This is a genomic window from Pantoea sp. Ep11b, assembly GCF_040783975.1.
Classification (GTDB): domain Bacteria; phylum Pseudomonadota; class Gammaproteobacteria; order Enterobacterales; family Enterobacteriaceae; genus Pantoea.
The window spans coordinates 1,692,200-1,703,676 of record NZ_CP160631.1 but is presented as its reverse complement, the minus strand read 5'-3'; the positions used below and the strand labels follow the sequence as shown (position 1 = coordinate 1,703,676).

Here is an 11,477-nt window from a genome sequence, read left to right as displayed (position 1 = left end):
GCACCAGAAGAATGAACCTTTCATCCCCATCTTCCCTTCCGGGTGCTCTATTTTCGGACAACAGGACGCGTTTTTGATGTTATTTACCCTGAAAAAAGTCATTGGCGGGCTGCTTTTACCCCTGCCGCTGCTGCTTTCGCTGATGGCGCTGGGCATTTTACTGCTTTGGTTTACTGGCTGGCAGAAAAGCGGCAAAACCGTGATCTCCGTCAGCTGGCTGCTCATGCTGCTGCTGAGCCTGCAACCGCTGGCCGATCGTCTGCTGCTGCCGCTGGACAGCCGCTATCCGACCTGGAATGGTACAGCGAAGGTCGATTACATTGTGGTGCTCGGCGGGGGCTATACGTTTAACCCGGCCTGGGCACCCAGCTCGAACCTGCTCAGTAACAGCCTGCCGCGCGTGGCGGAGGGCATCCGCCAGTGGCAGCGAAATCCGCAGGCCACCCTGATCTTTACCGGCGCCGCCGGTGGCACCAATCCCAGAAGCAGCGCCTGGGTGGCCGCGCAGGTGGCGGAGAGTCTGGGCGTTGCCCGCGAACATATTCAGATTCTCGATCAGCCGCGCGACACGGCGGATGAAGCCCTGGCGGTAAAAGAGGTGGTGGGTGGACGCCCATTCCTGCTGGTCACCTCCGCGAACCATATGCCGCGGGCCATCCGCTTTTTCCACGCGGTCGGGCTGCAGCCAATCGCCGCGCCCGCCAATCAGCTGGCGATTACGTCCCCCCTGAATGGATGGGAACGGGCTATTCCCTCGTCAATCTGGCTGAGTCACAGTGAACGGGCCGTCTATGAAACACTGGGCACGCTGCTGCAGCGGCTCAGAGGCGAAAACGTCGGCTCAACCGAGCCAGGGCAGTAGCTGCGCCCGCGCGTGGTCGAAACGGGCACGATCGAAAAGACCGGTCTGAATCATCTGATCGATGCAGTCCCAGAGCTGATAGAGCCATCGCCGCCAGAGAAAGCCCTCGGAAACCGGTGCCCGCTGCAAATAAGCGTGCAGCAGCGCCGTTTCGGCGGGCGAGCCGCCCAGGTGAATCAGATCATATTCACGCGGCGCCCAGAGGATCGTGCCCGGCTGCGTCATTGCAATTAACTGATCGCTGCGGCTGCTTTTCAGCATACTCTGCAGCCGTACGTTGCCGTGCACCATCACGCAGGGATCGTCGAAGTCGCGGAACAGATGCGCCAGCCGTGCCCGGCAGCGAAACAGCACCTGCCGATCCTCCAGCGTGAAGGCGGGCGGCCGCAGGTAGCCCAGCGTGGCCCACAATACCTCCACCCGCTGCGCATACCAGGCGGGCCAGCGATTCTGCTGCGTGCTGTCTACCGTTCCCACCAGGCCGTGACTGTCGAGGCGGTGCCAAGCCAGCAGCCCCTCGACCACCTGTTCGCAGAACTGATCCCAGCGTCCGGCATTCCGCGCAGGCGCTTCCGCCGTCACGCCATCCAGCCGCGCCAGCAGAAGCATTTCATGAACGGGTGGCCGCTGGCTCATCACCAGACCATAGACGGCGGGCACGGCGATCAGCCCGGCCTGCCCCAGCAGCGCCAGCTTTCTGGCTTCCATCGCCGCCCGGCCCTGATGACGAAAATATCTGGCCACCACGGGCATCGGACGCCCTTCCCGATCGTAGAGCGCATAAAGCCGGGTTGGCGGATGTTCGCTGATAACTTCGAGGCGGCTGATGGTTTCACCCAGCGCCAGCGTGAGTTCCGTTTTGAGTTGTTCCATACGGCATCCTCCTCAGATGAAGATCACACTATCCTGAAGGAAGGTCGGGCGTTTAGCGGCGGATCAAAAATTCTGCACTGAAGCGGGGAGACGGGCTCCCCGGTTTTCAGGATTGCATCGCCTCGCGGACGCGTTGCAGATCCTCTGGCGTATCAACGCCGACGCTGGGGATCGCTTTCGCTACGGCAACATGGATTTTTTCGCCATACCACAGCACACGCAGCTGCTCCAGCAGCTCAATCTGCTCCAGAGGACAGGGCGCCCAGGCGACGTAGCGCCGGATAAAACCGGCACGATAGGCGTAGATGCCAATGTGGCGCAGCAGCGTATCGCCGATCTGTTCGCGCGAGGCGGCGTAACGCTCACGATCCCAGGGAATGGTCGCCCGTGAGAAGTAGAGCGCGTAACCTTTCTCATCCATCACGACTTTCACCGCGTTAGGATTAAAGGCCTCTTCGGCATCGGTGATCGGTACGGCCAGCGTCGCCATGCCGGCAGAGGATCCCGCCAGGTTGGTGGCCACCTGCCGCACAATCTCAGCCGGGATCATCGGCTCGTCGCCCTGAACGTTGACGATGATTTCATCGTCGGCAAACTGATATTTTTCGACCACTTCGGCCAGCCGCTCTGTGCCGGACTGGTGATCGACGCGCGTCATGCAGACTTCGCCGCCTGCCGCTTCCACTGCCTGCGCCACGTCAGGATGATCGGTCGCGACAATGACCCGGCTGGCGCCCGATTCGCGGGCACGCTCCATCACATGCACCACCATCGGTTTACCGTGAATGTCGAGCAGGGGCTTGCCAGGCAGGCGGGTTGAGGCATAACGCGCCGGGATGATGGCGGTAAAACTCATGGATGAATCTCTTCAACAGAGAGGGTGCGCGCTTCCGTTTCCAGCAGCACCGGAATGCCCTCTCTGACCGGGAAGGCCAGGCCGTCAGGTTTGCAGATCAGCTCCTGCTGAGCATTGTTGAAGTAGAGTTTGCCATTACAAACCGGGCAGGCAACGATTTCGAGTAAACGATGATCCATATGTCCTCCATCAGGGACCGAATGCTTGAGAGCTCAAGCATACCATAGCGTGACGCAGGCGGGATGGGGGAAAACGTCTTCGGCGGCGGCCGCCGTAAAAACGCTCACCTCAGCGTCCAGTGCGCGGGCCAGTGTTCTTTTAGTGAATCGGGCATCTGCAGGAGCGTGACGCTCTCTGCCCCCTGCCAGGCCGCAAAGCGTTCAATTGCCCGCCGGATGTCGGTGCCAAAGCGTGCCGTAACGCGCGTCTCCTCTTCAAGCCAGATGTTTTTAATCTCCAGCTGTCTGGCCTGGCGCACCATGCGGGCATCGAGCCGCCCTTTTATCTCGCCGCGATGAAGGAGAGGCAAAACGAAATAGCCAAATTTGCGCTTTTCAGCCGGGGTGTAACACTCGATACGGTAGTCAAAGCCAAACAGTTCCAGCGCGCGTTTCCGATCCCATACGACCGGATCAAACGGCGACAGCAGCGCACTGTGCGTCGCCTGCAGAGGCGTTTCCAGCAGCGGCAGAAGGTCACGATGCAGCCACATCGCACCCAGCCTCTGGGTATTAACGGCGACCAGCTCGCCCGCCGCTTCGGCCTCCGCGATAAAAGCGTTCACGGGGGTCCGTTTCAGGCGATAGTAATCGGCCAGCCAGGCCGCGCGGAAAACCCCTAAGCTGCGGGCACTGTTCAGCAGCATCTGACGGGTTGCTTCGGCCTCGCTGATGCCATGTTTCGCATCCTGCCACTCTGGCATTACGCGGCTGCGCAGATCGTAGACGCGCTGGAAATTGCGGCGTTCGGCGACCATCAGTTCACCGGCGCTGAAGAGGTTTTCCAGATGACGCTTGTGCGGTTTCCATGCCCACCATCCCGCTGGCGTCTTAACCGTCCGGGTGAAGTCGGCGGCGCGCACCGGGCCGTTATCCCTGATCTGTTGCAGTAATTCCGCTATCTCCTGTTGATGTTCGGCAACCCACTGCGCATTATATTTCCACCCCAGACGTTCCGGTGACAACATACGATGACGCAGCAGCCTGTAATCAGACCGGGGAATAAAACAGGCTTCGTGTGCCCAGTACTCAAAAATCTCACCCTGGGCCAGCGCCTGTTCGAGCCAGGCCTGAGGATAGTCTCCCAGACGACTGAAGAGGACCAGATAGGGGCTGCGGGCCACCACATGAATCGTGTCAATTTGCAGCAGCGACATGCGGGAGATGCAGTCAATCAGATCCTGATAAACCGCACGCTTTGCCGGCGGACGCAGCAGGCCCTGCGCGGCGAGATGAAGGTGACGTGCCTGTTGTAACGAAAGTGAATGCGGGGTGTTCATCCTCTTCCTTATCAGGCGTTACCTGAATGGGTGACGCCGTCAGGGCTGACGGCGGCAGAGTTGTTCGATATCGTCCAGCAGCGGTGTGACGGCGTTGCCGGTTAAACGGGCATCGACCGGCAGATACCACCACTCTGGCTGAGCAAAGTCGCGGCATTTCACCGCATCTTTTTCAGTCATCAGCAACTGCTGGCTGGGCTGCACCAGTCGGGTCAGCTCTTCTTTACTGTAGGCGTGATGATCGGCAAAGGCGATCTCGGCCACCGGCGTTATGCCCTGCTGTTTCAGCGTGGTGAAGAAACGGGGAGGATGACCGATCCCGGCCATTGCCACCACTTCTCCGAGTTCTTCAGGCGGACGGGTTTCACCGGTCAGCAGGTTGGTGGCCAGGCCGGGCTGAAGCTGCATGGTGATCTCGCCAGGCTGCGCTTCGCCTCCGTTGACGATCACAGCATCGACCTGCCGCAGTCGGTCGGCACGTTCGCGCATCGGACCGGCAGGCAACCACCAGCCGTTCCCGAAGCGACGCACACCGTCCACCACCACAATTTCCCGATCGCGCTGCAAAGCATAATGCTGCAGGCCGTCGTCCGTAATAATCAAATCCAGCGGGCCCTGCGCCAGTAATGCCTCTATCGCCTGTCGCCGTTTCGGGGCAACCGCAACCGGGGCCGCAGTGCGCTGGGCGATCAGGACCGGTTCGTCCCCGGCCTGTTTCGTGCTGGTCTGCGCGGTGACCAGTAAAGGATAGTGTTCTGCCCTGCCGCCATAGCCTCGTGAGACGACGCCCACGCGCAGACCGCGCTGTTGCAACGCGTCGACCAGCCAGATCACGACCGGCGTTTTGCCATTGCCCCCTGCCGTTAAGTTTCCTACCACCACCACCGGCAGCGGCGCGCGCCAGCTTTTACGCCAGCCGCGCCGGTAACTAAGCCGTATCAGAGCCGTGATCGCCCCATAGAGCAGGCTGAAGGGCCACAGCAGCAGCCACAGCGGTGAGCGACCGCTCCAGATACGTTCAATCATTGGCCGAATTGCATCTTGTGCAGCTGGGCATAAGCACCGCGCTCTTCCAGCAGCGCCTGATGCGTGCCACGTTCGACAATCTGACCATCTTCGATCACCACGATCTCATCCGCTTTTTCAATCGTGGAGAGCCGGTGCGCAATCACCAGGGAGGTGCGGTTCTTCTGCAACTCATCCAGTGCCGACTGGATGGCACGTTCCGACTCCGTATCCAGCGCAGAGGTAGCTTCATCCAGGATCAGGATAGGGCAATCACGCAGCAGCGCACGGGCAATCGCAATACGCTGACGCTGACCGCCGGACAACAGCACGCCATTCTCACCGATCACGGTGTCCAGACCTTTGTCCATCTTGTTGATGAAGTCCATGGCATGCGCCATAGTGGCCGCCCGCTCGATCTCTTCACGGCTGTATTGCTCACTGCGCGCATACGCGATGTTATTGGCGATGGTATCGTTGAAGAGATGGACATTCTGCGACACCAGGGCGACCTGATTACGCAGCGAGCGCAGGCTGTACTCACGCAGATCGTGACCGTCCAGCAGGATCTCTCCCGCCTGAATGTCATAAAAACGGGTCAGCAGGCTTGCCATCGTCGATTTACCGGAACCGGAACGGCCCACCAGCGCCACCGTCTTGCCTGCCGGCAGCGACAGGTTAATATTGCGCAGCGCCGGTATGTCGCGGCCCGGATAGGTAAAGGTCACATCGCGGAATTCGATATCCCCTTTCGCACGGGTTATTTCGCGCGTACCGTTGTCCACTTCCTGCTCGCTGTCCAGAATAGAGAACAGGGTCTGACAGGCCGCCATGCCACGCTGGAACTGCGCATTGACGTTGGTCAGGGATTTCAGTGGTCGCATCAGCGCGATCATTGAGGAGAAGACGACGGTGATCGTACCGGCGGTCAGGGTATCCATGACGCTGGGGAAGCTGGCGGCGTAGAGTACGAACGCCAGCGCCAGCGAAGCAATCAGCTGAATAACCGGATCGGAGATGGAGGATGCCGAAACCAGCTTCATACCCTGCTGACGCATACGGTTACTGACGCGGGAGAAACGTTCCGTTTCAATCTCCTGACCGCCAAAGATCAGCACCTCTTTATGCCCTTTCAGCATCTGTTCGGCGCTGGTCGTGACCTGTCCCATGGTGTTCTGCATGCTTTTGCTGATTGAGCGGAAGCGTTTAGAGACGGTACGGATGGCAAATGAGACGATGGGCGCCAGAACAATCAGGATTAACGACAGCTGCCAGCTGTAGTAGAACATCATGATAAACAGGCCAATGATGGAGGCCCCTTCACGCACTACGGTGACCAGTGCGCCGGAAGAGGATGAGGCGACCTGCTCAGAGTCGTAAGTAATGCGTGACAGCAGGGTCCCGGTGGACTGCTGGTCAAAAAACGACACCGGCATGCCCATCATATGGCTGAACAGCCGACGGCGGATGTTCATCACGACATTGCCAGAGACCCAGGAGATGCAGTAGCTGGAGACATAACTGGTTACGCCGCGAACCAGCATCAGGCCAATTACCACTAACGGCATCCACAGCATCACCGACCTGTCTGCTTTACCAAAGCCATCGTCCAGTAACGGTTTCAACAGGGAGAGCATTAAGGCGTCGCCCGCAGCATTAATAATCAGGGCGACCGAGGCCACAATCAATCCCGCTTTATTAGGCGCGATCATCGGCCAGAGTCGGCGAAACGTCTGCCACGTAGAGAGATCTTTATCTTGATGCATTATTTATTCACGCTGTTGGAAATAGCCGGCCATTCTACCTGGATTCGCGTTTGACGCCAAACCACTGATGATACCAGCGGGGCATTAATTGTTCCCGCAGGCTAAAAATCTGCACTCTGCCCTGCGCTATCCGGAGCGTGATTTGCCCGGACTGCCCGGTATCCAGCCAGCAAAAACCGGCCCTTCTGTAGTTTTCCAGCACCCCTTTCGCTGGCATTCGCCAGGCATTGTAGCGCGCCAGAGAGGCAAGAGCGGTGTGGCCTGCCGTCTTGCGCAGCAGCAGCGAAGTGGATGAAGTGCGGCTGCCGTGGTGCGGGACCTGCAGAATATCGACCTTCAGCGCCTGCTTCTCCAGCGCGACCAGCTGACGCTCCGCTTTCGCCTCAATATCCCCGGTCAGCATCAGCCGGACCCGGCCATCATCGACAATGATGACACAGGAGTCGTTATTATCGCCCGCCCCGGCAGCCGTCAGCGGCCAGACCACCCGGAAACTGAGCTGCTGCCACTGCCACCGGGTGCCGCGCACACAGGGCAGATGCGTCTTTTCTCCCAATGCACTTCTGATCTGCGCGCCTGGCCAGCGTTGCGTGATCGCCGCCAGCCCGCCGGTATGATCCAGATGTTTATGACTCAGGATGATCTGCTTTAACCGTAACTGCCTGCGATCCAGCCACGGAACGATAATCCGGCTGCCCGCATTATCATTCTCCCAGCGTGGGCCGGTGTCATACATCACGGCCTCATTGCCCTGGCTGATCACCAGGCTGAGGCCGTGGCCGATATCCAGCATGTCGATTCGCCAGCCCTGCTCTGCCGTGGGCTGGCGGCTCAGTATCATTGACAGCGCCAGCGCACCACTGCTGAACGGCAGAGAAAAGAAGAGCTGCGCACGCCAGAGAATCAGCCCGCCCCATACCATCACCGCAAACCAGGTGGTGCCATTCAGCGGCCACCATCCGTCGGGCAGTAGTTTCAGACAATAAAACAGGGCGCGCAGCGAGTAATCGGCGGCCTGCCAGAAGAAAGCCGACAGAGAAGCAAGCGGCATCAGTATGGCGAGCGTGACCAGCGGCATGGTGAGAAATGAGACAATCGGAATCGCAACAACATTCGCCACCAGCGCGGTCAGGCTGATGCCGTTAAAAATCGCCACCTGCAGCGGCACCATCAAAATCATCATGCCTGCCTGCAGATGCAGCAGTTGCAGGGGCAGCCAGCGCCGCTGAAAACGGAACGCTGCCGGCAGCGGAAACCAGTGATACCAGATCAGCAGCATGCCGACAGCCAGCACCGAGAGCCAGAAGCTGTCGGAGAGTACCGTTAAAGGATCCGTCACCAGCAGCAGCGCAATACAGAACGTCCAGACCTGCCAGCTGTTCAGCTGAACGCCGGCAAACCGGGTGAGCGCCCACAGCGACAGAGCCAGCAGCGAGCGTTCAGCGGGAGGCTGTGCACCTGAAAGCCAGGTATAGAGAGCCGCAATCAGCCAGCTCACGACAAGAGGAAAGAGATAGCCGATGCAGCGGGCGGGCAGAAAAAATTGTACGCCGCGCGCCATCAGCCAGCCGGTGCTGGCGGCCAGCGCGATATGCATGCCGGATATCGCCATCAGATGCGCGGTGCCGGTTTCCCGCAGAAGCTGGCGCGTCTGCGGGCTCATCCCATCCCTGATGCCAAACGCCAGCGCCTCCAGCGTCGCCTGTGTGGAGGTAGCGCGATTTCTCTCACGCTGCTTCAGAATGAAACGCCAGCGGCCGTCACAACGCTCATCGACCGCAAGCTGGCTGAGAATGCGGCCCTGTAGCGGCGTATTGTTAGCCAGTGCAAAACGCTGCGCATCGAAATCGCCCTCGTTAAGTCGGGCATGAATCGGTCGCAGAGTGAGCCGCATCTTCCAGCGCTGACCCGGGCAGTAATTTTCCAGGTCAGCGTCGAACCCGATCCAGGCAAAGCGAGGCGGAAAGATCATCCTCCCCTGTTCAGTTAACAGACGAACCCGAATCTGTTTACGCTCCGTGCGAACCTCACTGACCTGAACCGTAAAGGCTGCTGGACGTGCGGAGAGCCGCTCAATATCCCGCACCATCAGGCGGGCATCGTTGCAGGCCCATGCCAGCAACAGCAGCGTGATAGCGACCAGACGAATAGATGGATAAGGAGAATGCTGCAATAGCAGGCCTGTAAGCAGCAGCGCCCCAATCACCTCTCCCGAAGGCAGGCTGGGCATCAGCAGTAAAGGGAGTGTGGCAGCGATTGCCAGTCGCGCCAGAACGGTCCATGTCAGCATAATCGCGTCCCATCATTCACTCCGGCTATTGTGCGCAAAGGCCAGAAAAGAAACAGGAGAGGATCGGGGAGGTTCGGGATGCCTCGCAAAAAAAGTGAGGTTGCGGATGACCGCGCGACGGCTATCAGGCCACAGGGTGGATCGCAGGCAAAAAAAAACGACATCCGGAGATGTCGTTTATCTGGTTCGGTATCAGCTTAGCCGTAGATGTTTGCGCGATCGCGCAGCTCTTTGCCTGGCTTAAAGTGGGGAACGTATTTACCTTCCAGATCCACTTTGTCACCCGTTTTCGGGTTACGTCCAGTACGCGGAGCACGATAGTGCAAAGAAAAACTGCCGAATCCCCGGATTTCGATACGTTCGCCCTGTGCCAGCGTAGTGGCCATGTGCTCCAGCATCTCTTTTACTGCATCCTCAACGACTTTCGCCGGTATATGAGTATGCTGTCCCGCCAGTCTTTCAATCAGTTCTGACTTGGTCATGTAACCTCCGGTTTATCCCTGTTGGAATGAATGACAGCTTTTACCGAAACCGGGTGGTTGCCCACCCGGTGCTTCAGGTCGATTACTCGCCTTTAGCCGCTTTGAACGCTTCAGCCATGGCGCTGGAGAAATTGCCTTCTTCCTGTTTGGTGTTAACAGTATTGATAGCTTCTTTCTCATCAGCCTGGTCTTTCGCACGGACAGACAGGCTTACGACACGGTTTTTACGATCAACGCCGGTGAACTTAGCTTCAACGTCGTCGCCAACGTTCAGAACCAGAGTTGCATCTTCAATGCGATCAAGTGAAGCTTCAGAAGCGCGCAGGTAACCCTCAACGCCGTCTGCTAATTCAACTGTAGCACCTTTAGCGTCAACTGCAGTCACTTTACCGGTGACGATGGCACCTTTCTTGTTCAGAGTGATGTAGTTGTTGAACGGATCTTCTGCCAGCTGTTTAACGCCCAGAGAGATACGCTCACGCTCTGCATCGACCTGCAGTACAACGGCAGCGATTTCGTCGCCTTTTTTGTACTCACGAACGGCTTCTTCGCCAGTCGCGTTCCAGGAGATGTCAGACAGGTGAACCAGACCGTCGATGCCGCCGTCCAGGCCGATGAAGATACCGAAGTCAGTGATTGACTTGATTTTACCTTCAACACGATCGCCTTTGTTGTGCGTCTCAGCGAACAGCTGCCATGGGTTAGATTTGCACTGCTTCAGACCCAGGGAGATACGACGACGCTCTTCGTCGATGTCCAGAACCATAACTTCAACCACGTCGCCTACGTTAACAACTTTAGACGGATGGATGTTTTTGTTGGTCCAGTCCATTTCAGAAACGTGTACCAGACCTTCAACGCCTTCTTCGATTTCTACGAAGCAGCCGTAATCAGTCAGGTTGGTCACACGACCGGTCAGGCGGGTGCCTTCCGGATAGCGTTTAGCGATAGCCACCCATGGATCTTCGCCCAGTTGCTTCAGACCCAGAGAAACACGGGTACGCTCGCGGTCGAACTTCAGCACCTTAACGGTGATTTCGTCGCCCACGTTGACGATTTCGCTAGGATGCTTAACGCGCTTCCATGCCATGTCAGTGATGTGCAGCAGGCCATCAACGCCGCCCAGATCAACGAATGCACCGTAGTCAGTGAGGTTCTTAACGATACCTTTAACTTCCATGCCTTCCTGCAGGTTTTCCAGCAGCTGATCGCGCTCTGCGCTGTTTTCGGATTCGATAACCGCACGACGTGAAACCACGACGTTGTTGCGTTTCTGATCCAGCTTGATCACTTTGAACTCAAGCTCTTTGCCTTCCAGGTGCAGCGTATCGCGCACCGGGCGCACATCTACCAGTGAACCTGGCAGGAACGCACGGATACCGTTGAGCTCAACTGTGAAGCCGCCTTTAACTTTGCCGTTGATAACACCGGTAACAGTTTCAGCGTCTTCGTAAGCTTTCTCCAGCGTGATCCATGCTTCATGGCGCTTCGCTTTCTCACGGGACAGCAGGGTTTCACCGAAGCCGTCTTCCACTGCATCCAGAGCAACATCAACTTCGTCGCCTACCTGGATTTCCAGTTCGCCGGCTGCGTTCTTGAACTGCTCTGCAGGAATTGCAGATTCAGATTTCAGACCCGCATCAACCAGAACGACATCTTTGTCAATAGAAACGACGATGCCACGAACGATAGAACCCGGGCGGGTTTCGATTGTTTTTAAGGATTCTTCAAATAGTTGAGCAAAAGATTCAGTCATATTGATAATCTTCAGGATTCTTCAATTTAACGTCCATCTGACTTCATGTCGGATGGGGTTGTTTCACATGCCCTGCACCGGGTCCGTGG

The 11,477-nt window shown here is 57.9% G+C and carries 10 protein-coding genes; 1 reads left to right on the top strand and 9 read right to left on the bottom strand.

Annotation, left to right across the window (positions count from 1 at the left end):
• Positions 1-76 precede the first annotated feature (76 nt).
• The gene (gene elyC, locus AB1748_RS07975) at positions 77-862 is read left to right on the top strand and encodes an envelope biogenesis factor ElyC (protein ID WP_367396328.1); all 786 of its coding nucleotides are present in this window, start codon (positions 77-79) and stop codon (positions 860-862) included.
• On the opposite strand, the gene AB1748_RS07970 is transcribed toward elyC, so the two are convergent.
• From AB1748_RS07970 to rpsA, 9 genes are all read right to left on the bottom strand, one after another.
• The gene (locus tag AB1748_RS07970) at positions 842-1,735 is read right to left on the bottom strand and encodes a phosphotransferase (protein ID WP_111138805.1); all 894 of its coding nucleotides are present in this window, start codon (positions 1,733-1,735) and stop codon (positions 842-844) included. The genes elyC and AB1748_RS07970 overlap by 21 nt on opposite strands.
• Before the next feature lie 106 nt (positions 1,736-1,841).
• Positions 1,842-2,591, bottom strand: a complete 750-nt coding sequence (gene kdsB / locus AB1748_RS07965; RefSeq protein ID WP_111138806.1) for a 3-deoxy-manno-octulosonate cytidylyltransferase — start codon at positions 2,589-2,591, stop codon at positions 1,842-1,844.
• Entirely contained in the window at positions 2,588-2,770 is a 183-nt protein-coding gene (locus AB1748_RS07960; RefSeq protein WP_009091101.1) for a Trm112 family protein, read from the bottom strand. The genes kdsB and AB1748_RS07960 overlap by 4 nt, the downstream gene beginning before the upstream one ends.
• Positions 2,771-2,874: 104 nt before the next feature.
• Positions 2,875-4,089 carry a winged helix-turn-helix domain-containing protein gene (locus tag AB1748_RS07955; protein WP_293773897.1) on the bottom strand — a complete coding sequence of 405 codons (1,215 nt, stop codon included), beginning with the start codon at positions 4,087-4,089 and terminating at the stop codon, positions 2,875-2,877.
• Positions 4,090-4,128: 39 nt separating this feature from the next.
• Positions 4,129-5,115 (bottom strand): tetraacyldisaccharide 4'-kinase, encoded by a 987-nt coding sequence (gene lpxK / locus AB1748_RS07950; RefSeq protein WP_293773895.1) that lies wholly within the window; start codon positions 5,113-5,115, stop codon positions 4,129-4,131.
• On the bottom strand, positions 5,112-6,860 hold the full coding sequence (gene msbA / locus AB1748_RS07945) for a lipid A ABC transporter ATP-binding protein/permease MsbA (RefSeq protein ID WP_111138809.1): 1,749 nt from the start codon (positions 6,858-6,860) through the stop codon (positions 5,112-5,114). The genes lpxK and msbA overlap by 4 nt, the downstream gene beginning before the upstream one ends.
• Before the next feature lie 34 nt (positions 6,861-6,894).
• The gene (locus AB1748_RS07940) at positions 6,895-9,150 is read right to left on the bottom strand and encodes a DNA internalization-related competence protein ComEC/Rec2 (RefSeq protein WP_367396217.1); all 2,256 of its coding nucleotides are present in this window, start codon (positions 9,148-9,150) and stop codon (positions 6,895-6,897) included.
• Positions 9,151-9,347: 197 nt separating this feature from the next.
• Positions 9,348-9,632, bottom strand: a complete 285-nt coding sequence (gene ihfB, locus AB1748_RS07935) for an integration host factor subunit beta (RefSeq protein WP_003849360.1) — start codon at positions 9,630-9,632, stop codon at positions 9,348-9,350.
• A gap of 82 nt (positions 9,633-9,714) precedes the next feature.
• A complete protein-coding gene (rpsA, locus tag AB1748_RS07930; protein ID WP_003849352.1) occupies positions 9,715-11,388 on the bottom strand; it encodes a 30S ribosomal protein S1 in 1,674 nt (557 codons plus the stop codon).
• Positions 11,389-11,477: the final 89 nt, after the last annotated feature.

Coding starts and splice junctions, on each gene's coding strand:
- elyC (WP_367396328.1), top strand. CDS start 77: ATGTTATTTACCCTGAAAAAAGTCATTGGCGGGCTGCTTTTACCCCTG.
- AB1748_RS07970 (WP_111138805.1), bottom strand. CDS start 1,735: ATGGAACAACTCAAAACGGAACTCACGCTGGCGCTGGGTGAAACCATC.
- kdsB (WP_111138806.1), bottom strand. CDS start 2,591: ATGAGTTTTACCGCCATCATCCCGGCGCGTTATGCCTCAACCCGCCTG.
- AB1748_RS07960 (WP_009091101.1), bottom strand. CDS start 2,770: ATGGATCATCGTTTACTCGAAATCGTTGCCTGCCCGGTTTGTAATGGC.
- AB1748_RS07955 (WP_293773897.1), bottom strand. CDS start 4,089: ATGAACACCCCGCATTCACTTTCGTTACAACAGGCACGTCACCTTCAT.
- lpxK (WP_293773895.1), bottom strand. CDS start 5,115: ATGATTGAACGTATCTGGAGCGGTCGCTCACCGCTGTGGCTGCTGCTG.
- msbA (WP_111138809.1), bottom strand. CDS start 6,860: ATGCATCAAGATAAAGATCTCTCTACGTGGCAGACGTTTCGCCGACTC.
- AB1748_RS07940 (WP_367396217.1), bottom strand. CDS start 9,150: ATGCTGACATGGACCGTTCTGGCGCGACTGGCAATCGCTGCCACACTC.
- ihfB (WP_003849360.1), bottom strand. CDS start 9,632: ATGACCAAGTCAGAACTGATTGAAAGACTGGCGGGACAGCATACTCAT.
- rpsA (WP_003849352.1), bottom strand. CDS start 11,388: ATGACTGAATCTTTTGCTCAACTATTTGAAGAATCCTTAAAAACAATC.